Source organism: Deinococcus sp. AJ005, assembly GCF_009017495.1.
Lineage (GTDB): Bacteria > Deinococcota > Deinococci > Deinococcales > Deinococcaceae > Deinococcus.
The window spans coordinates 2,180,712-2,199,536 of record NZ_CP044990.1; the positions used below are offsets into that span (position 1 = coordinate 2,180,712).

Genomic DNA, 18,825 nt, shown 5'->3' on the forward strand with positions numbered 1-18,825 from the left:
GTTCCGCATGCCCACCGACAAGACCCCCAGCACCAAAGCAGCACTGAACCTCCCCAAAATTGTCCCCGTCTGCCCCGTGCGCGGCAGCGTGATCTACCCGACGATGGTGCAGCATATCGACGCGAGCCGTTCGATCTCTATTAACGCCATTGAGGCCGCCATGAACGCCGAGAAGGTCATCCTGATCGTGTCCCAGAAGGACAAAGACGTGGATGATCCCAAGGGCGCGGACCTGTACGACACGGGCACCGCCTGCAACGTGCTGCGCGTCCGCAAGAACCCCGACGGCACCGTGCAGATGCTGGTCAGCGCCGTGGCCCGCGTCAAGGTGGGCAAGTACACCGAGGGCGATTACCTGCGCGCCAGCATCACCGAATTGCCTATTCCTGCCGACGATCCGGTGCAGTTGCAGGCGCTGAGCCGCGAACTACGCGAACGCTTCGAGGTCATTGCCAACAACGGCAAGATCAGCAGCGAGAGCGTGCAGACCATCAACGGCAAGGACGACGTGGGCGAGATGGCCGACCACATCGCCTTCAACCTGGATTTCAAGCTGGAAGACAAGCAGGCGCTGCTGGAAGCCGTGCGCCTCACGGACCGCATCCGCACGCTGCTGACGCTGCTGGACACCGAGCAGGAAGTCCAGGCGGTGCAGGCCAAAATTCGCGCGCAGGTCAAGGAAGAAATTGACAAGAACCAGCGCGAATACTACCTGCGCGAGCAGATGAAGGTGATCCAGAAGGAACTCCAGGGCGGTGAGGACGGCGAGGAAGGCGACGAGGCCGAGCAGTTCCGCGCCAAGATCGACGCGCTGGAGCTGAAGCCCGACGTCAAGAAAGAAATTGACCGCGAGGTCAACCGTCTGGCCCGCATGCACCCCGACGCCGCCGAGGCCAGCGTGATCCGCACCTACCTGACCTGGGTGACCGAGTTGCCGTGGAACACCCGCAGCGAGGACCGTCTGGAGGTCGAGGAAGCCGCGCAGGTGCTGGACGAGGACCACTACGGTCTGGAAAAGGTCAAGGACCGCGTGCTGGAATTCCTGGCCGTGCGCCGATTGCGTAAAGAACGCGCCGAACGCGGCGAGCTGAGCATCGAGGACGTGAACAAGGGACCGATTCTGGTCTTCACCGGGCCTCCCGGCGTGGGCAAGACCAGCATCGCGCAGAGCATCGCCAAGGCACTGGGTCGCCAGTACGTGCGAATCGCCCTGGGCGGCGCACGCGACGAGTCCGATATTCGCGGCCACCGCCGCACCTACATCGGCGCGATGCCGGGCCGATTGATCCAGGGCCTGCGCACCGCCGGGACCAAGAACCCCGTCATCCTGCTGGACGAGGTGGACAAGCTGGGCAGCTCTTATCAGGGCGATCCAAGTGCAGCGCTGCTGGAAGTGCTGGACCCGGCGCAGAACCAGAACTTCACCGATCACTACCTGGGCGTGGCCTTTGACCTGTCTGAGGTCATGTTCATCGCCACCGCCAACTACCCCGAGCAGATTCCCGCCGCGCTTATGGACCGCATGGAAGTGATCGACTTCTCCAGCTACATTGAGCAGGAGAAGCTGGAAATCGCCAAGCGCTACCTGATGCCCCGCCAGCTCACGCAGAACGGCCTGAAGCCCAACCAGATCAGCTTTACCGACGCTGCGCTGGAACGGCTGATCAGCCACTACACCCGTGAAGCCGGGGTCCGCAATCTGGAGCGCGAGATCGGCACGGTGGCCCGCAAGGTGGCCCGCCGGATTGCCACCGGCGACGTCAAGCGCGTCAAGGTGACCGACAAGGAGCTGGAGCGCTACCTGGGGCAGGCCCGTCATACCCCCGAAACCGAGAACCGCGAGGACATGGTGGGCGTGTCCACCGGGATGTTCTACACCCCCGTCGGCGGCGACATCCTGTTCGTGGAAACGAGCATCATGCCCGGCAAGGGGCTGGTCCTGACCGGACAGCTCGGAGACGTGATGAAGGAGTCGGCCCGCGCCGCCCTGACCTACATCAAGAGCAACGCCGAACGCTTCCACATCGACCGCGCCCGCATCGAGGACTCCGAGATTCACGTTCACGTTCCTGCCGGAGCCATTCCCAAGGAAGGCCCCAGCGCAGGCGGCGCAATGGTCACCAGCCTGATCAGCGCCCTGACCGGCATTCCCGCCCGCCACGACGTCGCCATGACCGGCGAGATGACCCTGACCGGGCGCTACCTGCCCATCGGCGGCCTGAAGGAAAAGGTGCTGGGCGCGCGGCGTGCGGGCATCAAGCACATCATCATGCCCAAAGCCAACGAGCCGGACCTGCGCGACATTCCCACCCACCTGCGCTCCTCGGTGCGCTTCCACCCCTGCGAAACGGTGGATCAGGTACTGGACGTGGCCCTGGTGGGCGGCCTGAAGGCGCTGGAAACCCCGCGTGGGAATGAAGCGGCCACCCCGCCAGCCAAACGCCGCACGGCGCGGCGTGGGCCGGGAGCCAGCGCTTAAGCCTTCTCTCTCCATCTTTCTTAGGCCCCTGCTTCGGCGGGGGTTTTTTCATGTCGCGTACTGAAGCCACTCGCCCGCTATCCTGTACGGCAATGAGTGGGCCACTGACTTTCCTGGTCGCCAGTCCTCACCTGCACGGCGAGGTCTTTGGCGGCACCGTCATCCTGTTGCTGGAACACGACGAGAAAGGCGCGATGGGGCTGATCGTCAACGCACCGACGCCCCAGCCCGTCTCCGAGCTGATGGCCGAGGCCGAGGGACAGGACATACCCGCGTGGCTGGGTGGCCCGGTGGACCCCACACTGGGCTGGTGCCTGTACCCGGACGCGCTGGAGCTGGACGGCGAAGTCAGCCTGGTGCCGGGCCTCAACGTGTCCAGCAGCCTGGACGTGCTGCGGGCCGTGATGGAAAGCGGGCAAAGGTACATGCTGGTGCTGGGTTACGCGGGCTGGAGCGCCGGGCAACTCGCGGGGGAAGCGCGGGCCGGAGCCTGGGTCTGGGTGGAGCAGGACACCTCGGAATTGCTGTGGAATATTCCAGCAACAGACCGCTGGAGCGAGGCGCTGCGGCGGCTGGGCGTGATCCCCAGCACCATCATGCCGGGTGGGGCACAGGCTTGAGGCAGGGTTGAGGGCAATCTCTTCTGCATTGCCGGACGCCCCGGCCACCACGCTGCAATTGAAAACGCGCCCGCCTCCAGCTAAGAGACAGGCGCGTTTCTGGTTTGAATCCTCAGTCCATTGCCAGGGCCATGTCGTGCTGCTGCACGTTGGCCCCGATGCCGCGCAGGCGCTCAGCCAGACGCTCGTACCCCCGGTTCAGGTACTGCACGCCGTCGATGACAGTTTCGCCCTCGGTGGTCAGAGCAGCAATAAACAGGGCGGCTCCAGCACGCAGATCGGCAGCCTTGACTGGAGCGGCATGCAATTTTGCGCCCTGAATGACCTGCGTGTAGCCGCTGACAGTGATGTTCGCGCCCATACGGTGCAACTCGGCGACGTGGGTCAGGCGGTCCGGGTACACCGGGTCCTGAACGACGCTGGTGCCAGGAACAGTGGCGAGCAGGGCACTCATCTGCGGTTGCAGGTCGGTGGGAAAACCGGGGAAGCTTTGGGTGGTCACATTCACCGGCTTCAGCTCTGTTCCAGTGGCGTCCACGATCAGGGTGTTGCCGTCCTCGGTGATCTGCACACCCATTTCCTGCAATTTGGCGGTCACGGCGCGCAGGTGATCGGGGCGAACGTTGCGGACCCGCAGCTTGCAGCGGTTGGCAGCGGCCAGCATCATGAACGTTCCGGCCTCGATGCGGTCCGGGATGACCGTGTACGAGCCGCCACGCAGGGCAGCGACGCCGCGGACCGTGATCGTGTTGGTCCCCGCCCCCGTGATATCCGCGCCCAGCGAATTCAGAAATTCCACCATGTCCACCACATCGGTGTCGATACTGGCGTTGTCCAGCACCACCACACCGTCGCCCAGCGCGGCAGCCAGGATGGCGTTGTGGGTGCCACCCACGGTCAGCAGCTCAAAGACGAAATGACCGTTCAGACTGCCTTCCCGCCGCGCGTCGAAGTTGCCGCCGTCCTCGGTCATGGTCACGCCCAGCGCACGGAACGCCTTGACATGCTGGTCTACCGGGCGCGGTCCCCAGGCGCAGCCGCCCGGCATGCTGACGGTGGCCTGCCCGGCGCGGGCCAGGATCGCGCCCATCACGATAAAGCTGGCGCGCATCTTGCTGACCAGCGCGTAGGGCGCGTCGGTGTTGATGATTTCGGGGGTGTACAGTTCCAGGCTGTTGTCGCCCACCCACTTGTGCTGCGTCCCCAGGTGCGCCATCAGGTCCAGGATGGTGTACACGTCGCTCAGACGCGGAATACCGTGCAGGGTCACCGGCTCGCAGCTCAGCAGGGTGGCGACGATCACCGGCAGGGCAGCGTTCTTGCTGTGTTGGACGGTAATTTCGCCGCTGAGCGCGCGGCCACCCTTGATGTGCAGTGGGGTTAATTGCATGGGAGTTAATCCTCTTGGAAGCGGTTGGGGAAGGTCAGATGAAAACAAACCTGGACAGTCTAATGGATTGACGGAAAATTCACCAAACCGGCGTCCACAGGTGTATCTTACACATCTTACTCACTGTACGTCTACTCTCTGTCTGCTTCTACCCTAGTTACACATAGGTCTCCCTTCGTTCCATGAGCATCATGTTGAGGTGAGTGTGCCTCCATGCTACGCTCGGTCCACGGTCCGCCGCATTCCCACCTGACCCGTTTTCATGGTCAGCCCCGCGCGGCCCACACCAGGAGAGGCATGCCCAAAAAGGAACGCAAACGCTTGCAGGTGGTCATCAGCGACGAACAGGATGCGCTGCTGACCCGCACCGCCTACGAGCTGTCCAGTCCCGAGCGCCTGATCAGCAAGAGCGAGGTCGTGCGGCTGGCCATCGAAAAAATTGCCCGCGAACTCGGCGAGGGACCGCAGGCCGGACAGATCGACGAGTACCGCGCCATTCTGGGCAGCGCAGGGCCCAGGGACGAGGACTGAACCATCCGGGCAGGGCAGGCAAGGCGTGAAGGAAACTGTTCCCCACGCCTTTTTTGATGCCATCTTCTTCGATAAGGAGGCATCATGACTGACCCACCCCATTCCCGCGCGTGGTACGCCCGTCTGGCCCGTGAGCTGGGCGGCTACCGTCACCCGTGGACCCGCGTGCTGGACGGCCCGGACCCGGAGTTAACCTTTGACGCCCTGCTGCTGGAACACCTGCGCCCGGAAACCCGCGTGCTGGAGGCGGGCTGTGGTCATGGCCCCGATGCGGCGCGTTCGGCAGTGAATGTATGCGGTGGGTAGCGTATGACCGCCAACCGGAGTTGCTCGAACTGGCCCGCGCCAATGCGTCAGAAGCTGAATTCCACCTGTGGGACGGCAGGGGCGAGGTGCCTACCGAGTTGCGCGGCCCCTTCGATCTGATCGTGTCGCGCCGGGGACCGACTTCGGTGATCGATCATCTGAATGCTGTGACCGCACCAGATGCCCGGTTTCTGTACGTGGGACCACGACTGGATATCCCGCGTGTGCCGGAGCGGCTGAAGTCGGTGGGCTGGGCCAGCCTGGGCGCGTGGCACGTGTCCGTGCGGGCGTGGGCACCGACGTGGGCCGACTGGCAGACCCGCTGCGAGTTTATGGGCGAAGTCCCCAGCAATGAAGACTGGGACGCACACGCTGGCGCACGGGGCATGGCCTACCGGGAAGAACGCTACGTGGTGCTGGCGGGACGGGATTGAGTGTGGCAGACGTCAGCCTCTCCCCTGCCCGCCATAGCTTGCGCCGCTGAAATACAGGCCGTGGGCAGGGACGTTTGCGCCCGCCTGCGCCCGCTGACGGGAGGCCAGGATTTCAATCACCGCGCTGGCCTCCAGTTTGCCCGCGCCGACGAGTAGCAGCGTGCCGACCAGCCCGCGTACCATGTGGCGCAGAAAACTCTGGCCCGCGACGTGGATTTCCCAGATGGAACTGCCTGGCACCACACTCAGGCCACGCAATTCCCGCACCGTCTGGCGGTCCTCCTGGGTGGCGAAGGCGGCGAAGTCGTGGGTGCCGATCAGGCTGGCGGCGGCGGCATTCATGGCCTGCATGTCCAGTTCGCCCCGCACATGCAGGGCGCGGCCCTCCCACAGGGGATGTCGGTGCGGCGTTCGCAGCAGCCGGTATACATAGCGCCGCTCGGCGCAGGAAAAGCGGGCGTGGAAGCCGGGCGGGGCCTGTACAGCTTCCAGCACAGCCAGCGTCGGCGGCAGATGGGCGTTCAGCGCCCGCGCCAGCCGGGGCAGGGGCACCCCAAAGCCCTCGGGCACGTCCATATGCACCGGCATGGCCTCGGCGTGGACGCCAGCGTCAGTGCGTCCGGCGGCGACGGGACGAAACTCGGCAGACGTCAGGTGCTGAAATGCCCCCTGTAACGTGTCCTGCACGCTGGGGGCGCTGGCCTGGGACTGCCATCCGGCGTAGGCCGCGCCGTCCCAGCCCACGGTCAGCCTGAGCCGGACGTGGCCCGCTGGGGGAATATAGCGGCGGCGGGTGTCGGTCATGCCGCACAGGGTAGCGTCAGCACGTCTCACGGAAACTGAATCCCAGCGGGTATGATTTCTGGCGTGAAGAACGTCCTGTGCGCCGCGCTCTGTAGCCTGACACTGAGCGGCCTGCTGCTAACCAGCTGGGCAGGAGCGGCCACCTCGTACCGGGTCAGGCCCGGCGACACCCTGGGCCAGATCGCGGCCCGTGCGGGCCTGAGCGTGAAACAGGTGCAGGCGGCCAATCCAAGATTGCGCGGAAAAACCGTCGTGCAGGCAGGCTGGGTGCTGACCCTCCCAGCGCGGCCCGGCGCGGCCACCCAGTACCGCGTGCGTTCTGGTGACAGCCTAAGCGTGATCGCCAAGCGGTACGACGTCTCGCTGTCGCAACTGTTGCGGGCCAATCCAAAGTACGCGGGCGGCAAACCGGTTCAGGTGGGCGTGCTGGTCAAGATTCCGGCGCGGACGGTGACGGCCAGTTCGTCCCGCTCCTTGTCCCGCACGTCTGCCGCCACGGTCCGCACCGCCAGCACTTCCAGCCGCGCGGGTGGGTGGCTCTGGCCGCTGAGCAGATACAACGCCATCAGCAGTGGCTACGGGGAGCGAACGCTGGAAGGCGACTCCGAGATGCATTACGGCGTGGACATCGTGGCCCCCATTGGCACCCCCGTCCGGGCGGCCCGCAGCGGACGGGTGCTGGAATCACGGCCCGACTTCGAACGCGGCTGGGGCTGGACCGTGGTGATCGAACACCAGGACGGCTGGATCACCCGGTACGCTCACCTGAGCGTCAACTTGATCAGGAAGGGCGAACTGGTGAGCCAGGGACAGACGATAGGCCGGGTGGGCAACACGGGCCGCAGCACCGGACCGCACCTGCATTTCGGCACCTATCTGCGCTGGAATCCGCGCGATCCGCTGGGGCTGTACTGAAGCCAGGCATGTATCGAAAGGTGTGTCATGAGTCATGAGCCGACAAAACGGGTGCATTACGCAGAAGCGCGCGGAGATGGGGCGGAAGCCTTGCTGCGCGGCTTTCTGGCGGGGCTGCCTGCCCGCTCCGGTTTCCTGGGCGCAGAATTGCTGGGCAGCCCTGGGCAGCCGGGCCTGTATCTGGTGGCAAGTCGTTGGGCCGCAGAGGTGCCGGAACTGAGCGTACCAGACGGAGTGAAGGCGTGGAGCTTCGAGGTTCTGGGCGAAGCCTAGCCGTTCGTACGCCTTGCGTGCCAGTGCGCCGCAGATGGGCGTGAACGCCTCCCGAACTGGTCAGCTCCCTGTTCCAACTGCTCCGCGGCCCAACGGCTCCAAGCGACAGCAAAAGGGAAGCGCGCCCTGCTGATCTGCACAACCTGACCTGGACCCCGGTTCGCGCCAGCCAGATCAAGGTCCAGTTTCCTTAAACCTCTGGCAGGTAGCCCTCCACCTGCTCCAGCAAGTCGCGCGCCGTCAGGTCCAGCCGCACTGGGGTCACGCTGATCATGCCGCTCTGCACCGCGCCGTAATCGGTACGCTCGTCCTGGGCGTCCTCGGCCCGGCTGACCCCGGCCACCCAATGGTAATCGCGGCCCTCGGGGTCCTGGCGGGTGACCACGCTGTCTTCCCAGCGGTGATGTCCCACGGCGGTCACGCGCACGCCCGAAGCTGGACGGCTGGGAAAATTGACGTTCAGCAGCGTGCGTGGCGGCAGGCCGTGGGCCAGCACCTGCCGGGCCAGTTTGGCGGCGTAGGCGGCTCCGGCGGCGAAGTCGTACTCTCCATCCGGCCCACTCTGCTGACTGAAAGCAATGCTCGGCAGCCCCAGCGACAGCCCCTCGATGGCCGCCGCCACCGTGCCCGAATGCGTCAGGTCGTCGCCCAGATTGGGGCCGAGGTTGATGCCGCTGACCACCAAATCAGGGCGGCCCAGCAACTGCACGCCCAGCACCACGCAGTCGGCGGGCGTGCCGTCCACCCGGTAGGCGGGAATGTCGCCGAAGCCCGCCGCCGCCGTGTGCTTGAACCGCAGCGGGCGGCGGATGGTGATGCCGTGACCCACGGCGGACTGCTCGACGTCCGGCGCAACCACCGTCACGTCGGCGAATTCGCTCATGGCGAGACCCAGCGCCTTGATGCCCGGCGAGAAGATGCCATCGTCGTTGGAGACCAGAATGCGTGGGCGGGCCGTTGTTGCAGTTGAAGTTTGGCTCATCCCCCGCAGGCTATCGCGGGGGCGGCGGCGTGAAGTTTGAGGGATGACATGAAAGCACCCAGCCCACGGTCAACTGACGCAGTTCAGTTGTTCTTCCTCGAACCCCTGCCAAACCGGGGGAAGCTAAAAAGCCCCACCATCTGGAACGAAACAGCAACCGAAGGCCGTCAGGCGCGTAGCGTACGGGCCGCATTGGGCGTGACAGAGCCAGGCATCAGACCCGGACGCCGCCGCTCTCTTCCACCATCGACATCCATAAACTTATGCCCAGTGCGAAGTTAGCTCCCCCTACCCCCCTGGGGAGGAGGATGGGGGGTGGAGCTACCCGAATCACATTTCAACCCAGAATCGCCCTGCCCATCACTCAGACAACGGGCGAGTTGCGCGAACTACTTCCCCTGCTGCGCCAGTTTCAGGTAGTACGCGCTGGACTTGTCGTTCGGGTCCAGGGCCACAGCGCGGCCATAGGCTTCGGCAGCCCCGGCGTAGTTCTTTGCCTCATAACGGGTGCGGCCCAGCCACGCCCAGGCTTTGGCGTAGTCCGGGTTCTGGGCGGTGGCCTGCTGGAAACCGCTCTCTGCCGCCGCCTTATCGCCGCCCGAATATTTGCTATAGGCGGCGCGGAAGGTCCGCACGGCGTCCAGACCAAACTGACTGCCCTCCTGCGCCAGCGCAAGGTTGAATTTATCGGTGGTGTCGGCTCCGGGCAGGGCCACTGCCCCCTGGTAGGCGGCCAGCGCGGCCTGGGCGTTGCCCATGTCCAGCGCTAGCTTGCCCGCCTGCCGCCACGCCTCGGCAAAGTTGGGGGCGCTCTGTGCAGCAGCCTGGAAGCCTTCCAGCGCCTTGTCCTTACGCCCGGCGTCCAGATCAGCGTAAGCGCGGCTGAACGCCCCGGTGGCGGCGGGGCCGTAATCGGCGGCCTTCTGGGCCAGACCCTGGAAATACTTCAGGGATTTGTCGGCTGGCGTCAGGGCCACGGCCTGGGCGTACAGCGTCTGGGCACGGGCGTAATCGCCGCCTTCCAGCGCGGTGCGGGCGGCCCAGCCCGCGCACTGGGCGCTTTGGGGATCAAGGTTCAGGCATTCTGCAAAGTAGCGGGCGGCAAGGTCCGGCTGGCTGCGAACATAGGCCGAGTACCCCAGGTTGTACTGCGCCGCACCCGCCTGCTGGGCCTCCAGGCTGCCAGGAACGGCAGGGACGGCCTTGAAATACGCTGCCCAGGTCACTTCCGCCTGACGCCAGAAGCCGACTTCGGTATAGATCTGGGCGCGCAGTTTCAGGTAGTCGGCATTGCCAGATTCGGCCAGCACGGCGGCCTCGGCGGCGGCGGCAGCCTGCGTCCACAGCGCCTGATCGATGTTGGCGCTCCCCTTCGGATAAGTCGCGCGGGCCTCGGCAGCAAATTTCTGTGCGGCGGCGGCGGCATCTGCGGCGCTGGCATAGGTCACGGGCTGCGGGGCGAAGGCCGACTGTCCAGCGGGGGCAGGGACAGGCTGGGCAGTGTCCTGGGCCAGGGCGGGGGCAGCGCTCAGCCCCAGCACCAGCAGGGCACGGATAGCCAGAGCGGCAGGCATACGTTTGGGGTTAAACATCTGGAAACCTCCTGAAGTTGAGGGCCGGCTGAACTCAAGGGCCAGGTTGGGGGCGACGAATAGTCCTTCTGACCCTAGACGTGGGCCGTGGGCAGTTCGTGAGAACAGCTTGCACGCGGCCCATCTCCAGTTGAGTCTCCGGGGGGCTTCCAAGAACCGCCTACAACCAGCCCCGTTCCCGCGCCGTCCGGGCGGCCTCGGTGCGGTTCTCTGCGCCCAGCTTGCCCATCGCCTCGGACAGGTAGTTGCGGACGGTGCCTTCGGACAGGTGCAGACGGGCGGCAATGGCAGCGGTACTTGTCCCGCCCTCGGCCTCGGCCAGCACCTGACGCTCACGCTCGGTCAGCGGGGAGGCGTCGGCCCAGGCTTCCCCGGCCAGTTCGGGGTCAATGGCCCGGCCCCCAGCATGCACGCGGCGAATGGCGTCGGCCAGTTGGCTGGCGGGAGCGTCCTTGAGCAGGTAGCCGCGCGCCCCAACTTCCAGCGCCCGCCGCAGGTAGCCGCCCCGCGCGAAGGTGGTCACGATGATCACGCGTATCCCCGGCAGCTCGGCCCGCAGCCGCTCAGCCAGATCAAGGCCGCTCAGGCGGGGCATCTCGATGTCGGTGACCAGCACATCCGGCTTCAACTCGCGCACCGCACCCAGCGCCGCCTCGCCATCTGCCGCCTGCCCCACCACCTCCAGATCGTCCTCCAGCGACAGCAACGCAGAAAGTGCGCCCCGCACCAGCGCCTGATCTTCAGCAAGAAGGACCCGGATCACGCCCGCACCAGTCCGCCCATGCCCAACTCCTGGGCCGCCGGAATCTGCGCTGTCAGGGTCGTGCCGCCCTCGCCCCGGCGTTCCAGCGTGCCGCCGATGGCCCGCAGGCGTTCGCGCATGCCGGTCAGGCCGCTGCCCTCGGCGTTCAGGCCGCCCACGCCGTCGTCGCGCACGGTCAGGCGGTGGCCGCCCACGCTGGGGACCAGAGAAATCCAGACTTCCTTTGCCCGGGCGTGGCGCACGATGTTGGTCACGGCTTCCCGCAGCAGCATGGCGGCGCTGGCCTCGGTATGGGCGGGCAGTTCGGGCAGGCTGGCAGAGACATTCATCTTGACGCCCGCCGCGTCCAGCGCCACCTTCGCGCGGGCCAGTTCCGCGTTCAGGCCGCTGCCCTGGTAGCCGCGTACCGCAGAGCGCACTTCCTGCAATGCCTCGCGGGAAATCCTCTCCACCTCGCGGATTTCTGCGGCGGCGCGGACCGGGTCACGTTCGGCCAGACGGCTGGCCAGTTCGCTTTTCAACACGATCACGCTCAGGGTGTGGCCCAGGATGTCGTGCAGATCGCGGGCGATGCGTTCGCGTTCGGCGTCGGCGGCCAGTTTCTCCTTCTCGGCCTGCACCTGCACCAGTTGCTGATCGATCACGATCCGGCGGTAAGAGGCATGGTTGGCATACGCCGCCACCAGCGTAAAGACCATGTTTGGCCCCAGCCACGCTAGATCTTCCAGTTTGTAGCTGCCATTCCAGAACGGCAGGGCCATGACCATCACGTTGAAGACCGCCAGCCACAGTGCCAGCGACACCCGCCCCTGAAAGCCGATGATGCTGCCACCGTAGATCAGAAAGGCCGTGACGCCGCCGCCCGCCACCGGAAACAGGATGAAATAGGCCAGCAACGAATAACCCCAGCCTGCCAGCGCCCAGCCGGGGCCAGCACTCTTGAGAAAAAATACCTGCGAATAGACGGCCAGAAAACCCGCCAACACGCCCCAGAACAGCAACCACTCGCCGGGCGGACGCGAGTGACCAAAAAATCCGATGATCGGATAGGCCAGGAAGACCAGCCAGAACAGCGGAAAGAAGTTCCAGAAATTAAACTTTTTGCGGGCGGGCGGGGCGGTGGTCATGGATTGCTCAACTCGTGCAGGGGGCGGCGGTCCACGTCAGTCAGTTGAAAATCCTCAAACGAGACATGGAATCCTTCGCGCTGGGGGCTACAGGCCATCACACCCACGCGGGCGCGCAGGCCAGGGGAAAAGGGTGCCACACGCAGCAGCGTCCAGCGCTCGGTGACATCGGCGCGGGCGTGCAGGATCAGGGCATCATCACGGCGAATCATGCGGAAGATCACCTCTGAATGATCGTCGGCGGGCTGCACGCTCCAGTCCGACTTCTCGTGCGTGACCACGGCGCTCCACTGCTGTCTGCCCACGTATTCCACCCCCACCTTGCACCAGTGCTGTGCGTCTGCCCGCAGCATCAACCCGGCCTGATCGTAGAGTTCCCCGTACTCGCCGCGCACCCGCACACTGGCCGTGAATTCCTCCGGGGCCTCGCGCAAAAAGGCGTGGCCGTCGTCGCGGATAAAACCGTACTGCGTTTCGCGCCAGAAGTCGCCCCCTTTCGCGGTGACGACTTCCAGCGTTCCATCGGCATTCACGCTCCAGCTTTGCGGTTCGGCGTGCCACTCGGAGGCTTGCCAGGAGTGAGAGGGCCAAGATTCGGACATACGTTTATTGTCCTCCAGATTTACAGCCCACGCGCTTCATCCTTCTTCAGACCCCAGATTGCCAGCCCACCGAAGACCACCGCGTACAGCGCCAGATACAGCCAGTGCGTCGCCTCGCCGGAGGTATTGCCGGTCACGGTGCCCCAGCCGATCTGCGCCAGATGGTAGGTGGGCATGTATGGCGCGATTTTCTGCATGACGTCGGGCAATTGGTTCAGCGGCACGAACAGCCCACTGGCAAAGGACATCAGGATGCTGACCACGTTGGCGATCACGTTGGCGGCGGTGGGATTCACCAGAAAGCCGATCATGAACCCCAGTGCGATCAGCGGCACACTGCCCAGCAGCAGCTTGCCCAGGATGGTCAACGCCAGCGGGAGCGGCAACGTCACGCCGCCCGCAAAGTGCGCGAAGGTGTATAGCAGCCCCAGGCTCAGGGCGCTGAAGAGCAGCGCGGCCACCACCTTACCCAGAAAGTACAGTGGCGCGGGCATGGGCGAGGCCCGCAGCAGCCGCAGCCAGCCTCCAATACGCTCGGCAGCCACCGCCAGCCCGAACGAGAACATGGCCAGACTGAGCAGCGAGTACGTACCGAAACTGACCATGATGTAGCGCCCGACGTTGGTGCCGTCCGCCATTTGATCGTGGACGTTGGGCAGACCGAACAGCGCGAACCACAGAATGGGAAAGCCCACGGTGCCGATAAAGAACATCGGATTGCGAACCATCTTCCGCAGTTCGGAGAGGATCAGTTGACCCAAGGCGGGTAAGGGTGCGGCCTGACGGGTGGCGGCGGTGGGGGCGGGCAGGGGGATGGCGGTCTGGACGGTGGTCTGGGTCATGGCGGTGGCTCCTTTTCAGATGATTTGCAGTGGAAGGCGGTTCAGGCGCGGATCGTATCTGCTGATTTAGGCGCTGCTGTCAAGCTCAGGAAGGCGTCTTCCAGGCTGGCGCGGCTGACTTCTAACTCTTTGAAGGCGACGTTGCGGGCGTACAGGGCGCGTAACACTTCTTCCGGCTGGCGTGTCCGCAGATCGGCGTGGCCGCGTGAGTCCACAGTGGCGGCCTCCACCCCTGGCAGCGCCTCCAGCTCGGCCAGCACCAGATCGGAAGTGAAGCGCACCCGGCTGGTCAGCACGCTGCCGCGCAGGCTTTCGGGGGTGCCGTCGGCCAGCACAGCCCCGGCGTTCATGACCACCACGCGGTCTGCGGTGCGCTCGGCTTCCTCCAGATAGTGCGTGGTCAGGAGGATGGTGCGCCCAGCCGCCTTCAGACCGTCCACGGCGGCCCAGAACGCCTGTCGGGAACCCGCGTCCATGCCCGTTGTCGGCTCATCTAAAAACAGCACCTGCGGATTGCCTACCACGGCCAGCGCGAAGGCCAGCCGCCGCGCCTGCCCGCCAGAAAGTGCGCCCGCACGGCGTCCGGCCACGTCACCCAGTTGGGCCAGTTCCAGAGCCTTGTTCACTTCCAGCGGCGCAGGGTACAGCCGGGAGAACAGCGTGACTGCCTCACGCACCGTAAGAGCCTGGGGAATCGCACTTTCCTGCGGCATGGAGCCGATGCCTGCGCGCACGGTGTCGTGCTTGGGGTCCTCACCCAGCACGCGCACCGTGCCGTGCGTGGGCTTCGCCAGCCCCAACATCAGCGAGATGGCGGTGGTCTTGCCCGCCCCGTTCGGTCCCAGCAGCGCCGTCAGTTCCCCAGCCCGCACGTCCAGCGTCAACCCCTTGAGCGCTTCTACTTTTCCGAAGGTCTTGTCTACGCCGCTCAGCTCGATTGCGTTCATAAGCCCAGCTTCGGCTTTTCGCGGGCTGGGGCGTAGTGCCGGGTGTCAGGCGGCGGGGGTGACACTTGTCACCTTTGGGAGGCAAGCGAACGCTCGGGCTTAGCCGCCGCCGCTTCCTCTGCTACCCTGAATCCCACATGACTTCACAAGAATCCGTGCGCTACAGCGCCGTGGTGCTGGGTGGCGGCGATCCGGGCGACGAGTTCGCGGCAGCCCACGGCGTGCCAGTCAAGCCGCTAATCCCGGTGAACGGCGAGCCAATGGCGCTGTACGTGTTGCGCGCCCTGCAAGGCAGCGGGCGGGTGGCCCGCATCGCCTACGTCGGCCCCACCACGCCCGAAATCGAGGCCCTGATCCACCTGCGCGTGACCGACAACGGCTCGCTGCTGGGCAACCTGGAAGCCGGGGTGGAAGCATTGGAGGCAGGCGGCATCCGCAAGGGCGAGCGCGTACTGGTGGTCACGGCGGACATTCCCATGCTGACCGCCAGAGAAGTTCAGGATGTGCTGGACAGCGCCTCCACCGACGCTGCACTGGTCTACCCGGTGGTCCGGCGCGAGGTCTGCGAGGCGGCGTATCCAGGCGTGCGGCGCACCTATGCCCGCCTGCGGGGCGGCTCGTTTACCGGGGGCAACCTGTTTATCCTCGATCCGTCGCTGATCGGCCAGTTTCTGCCCCGGCTGCGCGAAGTGCTTGCCGCCCGCAAGGCCCCGCTGAAGCTGGCGGGCCTGATCGGGCCGGGCATCTTTATCAAGCTGCTGACGGGCCGCCTGACCGTGGAAGCGCTGGAGAGCAAGGTTTCAGACATTCTGGGCGTGCAGGCCCGCGCGCTGATCACGCCCCACGCGGCGGTGGGCACAGACGTGGATCAGGACGAGGATCTGGCGCTGGCCGAGGCGTACCTGGGAAGCGAAAAAGAACGGGGCTAAAGGTCAGAAGGGCAGAGGTCTGACGGCGCGCGCTCTCGATCTTTAACCCCCCATGACCCCCAAAAAGCTGTGCCCATTCACTCTTGCGCCGCCCTTCCCTGCTGTGCATACTGTCCTTCATGACCCATATCATCACCAGTCCCTGCATTGGCACCAAGGATCAGGCTTGCACCGAGGTCTGCCCGGTGGAGTGCATCTACGACGCCGGAGAGATGTACCTGATTCACCCCGACGAGTGCATCGACTGCGGCGCGTGCGTCCCCGCCTGCCCGGTCAGCGCCATTTTCCCCGAGGAGGACGTGCCCGCCGGAGAGGAGAGCTTCATCCCCCGCAATTACGAGTTCTTCGCAACCTGATCTGTACCCAATTTTGAACAGCTCCCGGCCATGCGCTGGGAGTTTTGCTTTGTCGTCTGCGGCATAGTTGCCAGAGGTCTGGACACAGCCTCTTTTCCCCACTTGCACTCTCTCCAGACTTCATGTATCATTTTTCTTCGTGCGCTGACCAGGAAGGGCCTGGCAGCCGGAGAGTACCCCCATTTTCAATATCCACGGACATGCTGCTCGTGACGCGCTGATTAGAAGACACGCGCTCGTTGGGACAAAGGCATTTGGTGGTCACTGGGGCAGTTGTGCTTTCCCGAAAGGACTACAAATGAACTTTGACCAACTGATTGCGCCCGAACTCGCGGCGCGTCTCGCCGAGCGCGGTATTATCGAAGCCACTCCCATCCAGGAAGACAGCCTGCCCCAGACCCTGGAAGGCCGCGATCTGATTGGCCGCGCCCGCACCGGCACCGGCAAGACCCTGGCTTTTGCCCTGCCGATCATCAGCAAGCTGGAGGGCAGCCGTGAGCGTGGCCGCCTGCCCCGCGCCATCGTGATCACCCCCACCCGTGAGCTGGCCAAGCAGGTGGCCGAGGAATTCAGCAAGACTGGCGTGGACCTCGTGACCGTCACCGTCTATGGCGGCGCTGCGTATGCACCCCAGGAAAACGCCCTGCGCCGTGGCGTCGACGTGATCGTCGGCACCCCCGGACGCCTGATCGATCACCTGGAACGCGGCAACATCGACCTGAGCGGCGTGCAGTTCGCTGTGCTGGACGAGGCCGACGAGATGCTGTCCGTGGGCTTTGCGGAAGCGATTGAAACCATCCTCCAGAACGCGCCCGCTGACCGCCAGACCATGCTGTTCAGCGCGACCATCAGCCAGGAAGTCAAGCGCCTGAGCCAGAAGTACATGCAAAACCCGATTGTGGTGGACACCGTGGGTTCGGGCAAGAACCAGACCGCGCAGACCGTGGAACACCTCAAGGTGCGCGTGGGCCGCAGCCGCACCCGCGTGCTGGCCGACCTGCTGACCGTTTACAATCCCGAAAAGGCGATTGTCTTCACCCGCACCAAGCGCGAGGCCGATGAACTGGCCAATGAGCTGATCCACCGTGGTCTGGAAGCCGAAGCGCTGCACGGCGATCTGGCCCAGAGCCAGCGTGAGCGTGCGCTGGGAGCCTTCCGCAGCGGGCGTGCAGGCGTGCTGGTGGCCACCGATGTAGCCGCCCGTGGCCTGGACATTCCTGAAGTCGATCTGGTGGTTCAGTTCCACCTGCCCCAGGACCCCGACAGCTACATCCATCGTTCGGGCCGCACCGGGCGCGCAGGCCGCACTGGCACCGCCATCATCATGTACGGTGACCGCGAAAACCGCGAAATGTCCGGCCTGGAGCGCGTGACCGGCGTACGTTTCATTGAGCGTCAGATTCCCACCCCCGCCGAGGTGGCCGCTGCCAGCGCCCGCGCCGGGGCCGACATGATCCGCAAGGTGGACCCCGGCGTGGCCGCCAACTTCCAGGAACAGGCCGAGATGCTGTTCAGCGAACTGGGCCTCGAAGCCTTGGCCCGCGCTCTCGCCAAGATCAGCGGCGTGACCGAGCCGGCCAAGGCGGCCAGCCTGCTGAGCGGTGAGGAAGGATTGACCACCATCATCCTGCACGGCGAGCGCCTGAGCGTGGCCCGCAGCGTGGCCCTGCTGGCCCGCGTCGGCGATGTGGACACCCGCCGCCTGGGCAAACTGCGCCAGTGGCGCGGCGGCACCGTGGCCGACATCCCCAGCGAATTTATCGCCAAGCTGATGGCCGCCAACCCCCTGGAAGGCGAGATTCAGATCGAGATTGCCAAGGAACTGCCTGAACTGTTCGAGGCTCCCACCCGCGAGCGCCGTGACGGCGGCTACCAGGGCGGAGGCCGTGGGCGCGGCAGCCGCGACGAGGGTGGCTACCGTGGACAGGGCGGCGGCTATCAGGGTGGACGCAGCAACCAGGGTCAGGGTGGCGGAGGCTACCAGGGCCAGGGTGGCGGCAACCGTGGCAGCCAGGGCAGCGGTGGACAGGGCGGAGGCCAGGGCCGCTGGAGCCGTGACCGCAACGAGGGTGGCAACAGCCAGCCCCGCCGCGAGGACTTCGCAGACCGCGAGTTCGTGAACAACCGCTAATAGAGATGCAATAGGAAGCGCCCCTGCCGGGAAGGTGGGGGCGTTTTTTACATTGCTGTAGGATCAAGCAAGGTCAGATTCGTAAACACGCTGTCGTACACAGTACGATCGAAACCTATGACATCCAGACCGTGATATTCGGCGTGCGCGGCAATCAGGAAGTCAGGGAGAATCCGGCGAGGCAGTTTCCCTGCGCGGCGCAGTTGTGCGTATTGCCCTTGCCGGAGTCCGGCCAGTTCCCAGACCTCCTGCGGCATGGCCCACAGCACAGAGATTCTGGTCAGACTCAGCCAGTTTTGGTATCGGCTCCATTCTGGCCCGGCCCGCAATTCACTGTACACAGCGGGCGAGATGACGTAACCCTGATGCTGTTCCCGAAGCAACGCCGTCAGCGCTTCCGAGTGTCTGGAATCCGCCGACTCCAGCGCAGAGATGATGACGTTCGTATCCAGTGAGATCATTCCTGCGGCGCTTCGTCTTCATATTCCGTCCAGCCGCGCATTTCCCGGACTTCTTTTGTCGCATCTTGCGCTTGACCGCCAGAGCCAATGTGTTGCCGGGTCAAAGCCTCAAAATCGGTGGCGGTGGGAGTCAGATGCAGTTGACCGTCACGAACCTCGATGGCAACCTTGTCGCCGGGCTGTAGGCGAAGCTGCCTGAATGCTTCGGCAGGAATGGTGATCTGCCGCTTACTGCTCACTGTTCCCTGAAAAATTTGGCTTGGTGGTTTCGACTTGGCAGTCATAACCAAGTTTAACACGCCTATCTAGCCCACCTTGCCCCGGCCCCCCTTAAAGCCGTA

21 protein-coding genes are annotated in these 18,825 nt (G+C 65.0%); 10 read left to right on the forward strand and 11 right to left on the reverse strand.

Annotation, left to right across the window (positions count from 1 at the left end; translation table 11 throughout):
- The first annotated feature begins 7 nt into the window (after positions 1–7).
- Together lon and DAAJ005_RS12475 are read left to right on the forward strand one after the other, a co-directional pair.
- Entirely contained in the window at positions 8–2,479 is a 2,472-nt protein-coding gene (gene lon, locus DAAJ005_RS12470) for an endopeptidase La (RefSeq protein ID WP_151847391.1), read from the forward strand.
- Positions 2,480–2,571: 92 nt separating this feature from the next.
- On the forward strand, positions 2,572–3,099 hold the full coding sequence (locus tag DAAJ005_RS12475; RefSeq protein ID WP_151847392.1) for a YqgE/AlgH family protein: 528 nt from the start codon (positions 2,572–2,574) through the stop codon (positions 3,097–3,099).
- A gap of 112 nt (positions 3,100–3,211) precedes the next feature.
- Here the strand turns inward: DAAJ005_RS12475 and murA are convergent, their stop codons facing one another.
- A complete protein-coding gene (murA, locus tag DAAJ005_RS12480) occupies positions 3,212–4,489 on the reverse strand; it encodes a UDP-N-acetylglucosamine 1-carboxyvinyltransferase (RefSeq protein WP_151847393.1) in 1,278 nt (425 codons plus the stop codon).
- A 297-nt stretch (positions 4,490–4,786) separates the two neighbouring features.
- Between murA and DAAJ005_RS12485 the strand changes: the two genes are divergently transcribed.
- The 3 genes from DAAJ005_RS12485 (at position 4,787) to DAAJ005_RS12490 (ending at position 5,760) form a co-directional block, all read left to right on the forward strand.
- Positions 4,787–5,020, forward strand: a complete 234-nt coding sequence (locus tag DAAJ005_RS12485) for a transcriptional regulator (protein WP_151847394.1) — start codon at positions 4,787–4,789, stop codon at positions 5,018–5,020.
- Between the two features lie 84 nt (positions 5,021–5,104).
- Complete coding sequence (locus tag DAAJ005_RS19200) at positions 5,105–5,326, forward strand: hypothetical protein (protein WP_226342408.1); 222 nt, start codon at positions 5,105–5,107, stop codon at positions 5,324–5,326.
- The gene (locus DAAJ005_RS12490; RefSeq protein ID WP_226342409.1) at positions 5,314–5,760 is read left to right on the forward strand and encodes a hypothetical protein; all 447 of its coding nucleotides are present in this window, start codon (positions 5,314–5,316) and stop codon (positions 5,758–5,760) included. Before DAAJ005_RS19200 ends, DAAJ005_RS12490 begins: the two co-directional genes overlap by 13 nt.
- Positions 5,761–5,772: 12 nt before the next feature.
- Here the strand turns inward: DAAJ005_RS12490 and truA are convergent, their stop codons facing one another.
- Positions 5,773–6,564 (reverse strand): tRNA pseudouridine(38-40) synthase TruA, encoded by a 792-nt coding sequence (truA, locus tag DAAJ005_RS12495; protein WP_151847395.1) that lies wholly within the window; start codon positions 6,562–6,564, stop codon positions 5,773–5,775.
- A 63-nt stretch (positions 6,565–6,627) separates the two neighbouring features.
- Between truA and DAAJ005_RS12500 the strand changes: the two genes are divergently transcribed.
- Both DAAJ005_RS12500 and DAAJ005_RS12505 read left to right on the forward strand, forming a co-directional pair.
- The gene (locus tag DAAJ005_RS12500; RefSeq protein WP_226342410.1) at positions 6,628–7,479 is read left to right on the forward strand and encodes a M23 family metallopeptidase; all 852 of its coding nucleotides are present in this window, start codon (positions 6,628–6,630) and stop codon (positions 7,477–7,479) included.
- Positions 7,480–7,506: 27 nt separating this feature from the next.
- A complete protein-coding gene (locus tag DAAJ005_RS12505; RefSeq protein WP_151847397.1) occupies positions 7,507–7,752 on the forward strand; it encodes a hypothetical protein in 246 nt (81 codons plus the stop codon).
- Between the two features lie 190 nt (positions 7,753–7,942).
- On the opposite strand, the gene surE is transcribed toward DAAJ005_RS12505, so the two are convergent.
- The 7 genes from surE to DAAJ005_RS12540 all read right to left on the reverse strand — a co-directional run bounded on the left by surE (position 7,943) and on the right by DAAJ005_RS12540 (position 14,607).
- The gene (surE, locus tag DAAJ005_RS12510; protein ID WP_151847398.1) at positions 7,943–8,734 is read right to left on the reverse strand and encodes a 5'/3'-nucleotidase SurE; all 792 of its coding nucleotides are present in this window, start codon (positions 8,732–8,734) and stop codon (positions 7,943–7,945) included.
- Positions 8,735–9,123: 389 nt separating this feature from the next.
- Entirely contained in the window at positions 9,124–10,326 is a 1,203-nt protein-coding gene (locus DAAJ005_RS12515; protein ID WP_226342411.1) for a tetratricopeptide repeat protein, read from the reverse strand.
- Between the two features lie 160 nt (positions 10,327–10,486).
- Complete coding sequence (locus DAAJ005_RS12520) at positions 10,487–11,089, reverse strand: response regulator transcription factor (protein WP_151847399.1); 603 nt, start codon at positions 11,087–11,089, stop codon at positions 10,487–10,489.
- Complete coding sequence (locus DAAJ005_RS12525) at positions 11,086–12,216, reverse strand: sensor histidine kinase (protein WP_151847400.1); 1,131 nt, start codon at positions 12,214–12,216, stop codon at positions 11,086–11,088. Before DAAJ005_RS12525 ends, DAAJ005_RS12520 begins: the two co-directional genes overlap by 4 nt.
- Positions 12,213–12,818 (reverse strand): DUF1349 domain-containing protein, encoded by a 606-nt coding sequence (locus DAAJ005_RS12530; RefSeq protein WP_151847401.1) that lies wholly within the window; start codon positions 12,816–12,818, stop codon positions 12,213–12,215. The genes DAAJ005_RS12525 and DAAJ005_RS12530 overlap by 4 nt, the downstream gene beginning before the upstream one ends.
- Positions 12,819–12,838: 20 nt before the next feature.
- Entirely contained in the window at positions 12,839–13,660 is an 822-nt protein-coding gene (locus DAAJ005_RS12535; protein ID WP_151847402.1) for an ABC transporter permease, read from the reverse strand.
- A gap of 41 nt (positions 13,661–13,701) precedes the next feature.
- Complete coding sequence (locus DAAJ005_RS12540) at positions 13,702–14,607, reverse strand: ABC transporter ATP-binding protein (protein ID WP_151847403.1); 906 nt, start codon at positions 14,605–14,607, stop codon at positions 13,702–13,704.
- A 137-nt stretch (positions 14,608–14,744) separates the two neighbouring features.
- On the opposite strand from DAAJ005_RS12540, the gene DAAJ005_RS12545 reads away from it, so the two are divergent.
- The 3 genes from DAAJ005_RS12545 to DAAJ005_RS12555 all read left to right on the forward strand — a co-directional run bounded on the left by DAAJ005_RS12545 (position 14,745) and on the right by DAAJ005_RS12555 (position 18,023).
- Positions 14,745–15,536 (forward strand): NTP transferase domain-containing protein, encoded by a 792-nt coding sequence (locus tag DAAJ005_RS12545; protein ID WP_151847404.1) that lies wholly within the window; start codon positions 14,745–14,747, stop codon positions 15,534–15,536.
- 119 nt (positions 15,537–15,655) lie between these two features.
- On the forward strand, positions 15,656–15,892 hold the full coding sequence (locus tag DAAJ005_RS12550; RefSeq protein ID WP_151847405.1) for a ferredoxin family protein: 237 nt from the start codon (positions 15,656–15,658) through the stop codon (positions 15,890–15,892).
- Positions 15,893–16,190: 298 nt separating this feature from the next.
- Complete coding sequence (locus DAAJ005_RS12555; RefSeq protein ID WP_151847406.1) at positions 16,191–18,023, forward strand: DEAD/DEAH box helicase; 1,833 nt, start codon at positions 16,191–16,193, stop codon at positions 18,021–18,023.
- A 47-nt stretch (positions 18,024–18,070) separates the two neighbouring features.
- Here DAAJ005_RS12555 and DAAJ005_RS12560 read toward each other — a convergent pair whose 3' ends face one another.
- Positions 18,071–18,484, reverse strand: coding sequence for a type II toxin-antitoxin system VapC family toxin (locus DAAJ005_RS12560; protein ID WP_151847407.1), 414 nt, complete (start codon positions 18,482–18,484; stop codon positions 18,071–18,073).
- On the reverse strand, positions 18,481–18,768 hold the full coding sequence (locus tag DAAJ005_RS12565) for an AbrB/MazE/SpoVT family DNA-binding domain-containing protein (RefSeq protein WP_151847408.1): 288 nt from the start codon (positions 18,766–18,768) through the stop codon (positions 18,481–18,483). The genes DAAJ005_RS12560 and DAAJ005_RS12565 overlap by 4 nt, the downstream gene beginning before the upstream one ends.
- Positions 18,769–18,825 lie beyond the last annotated feature (57 nt).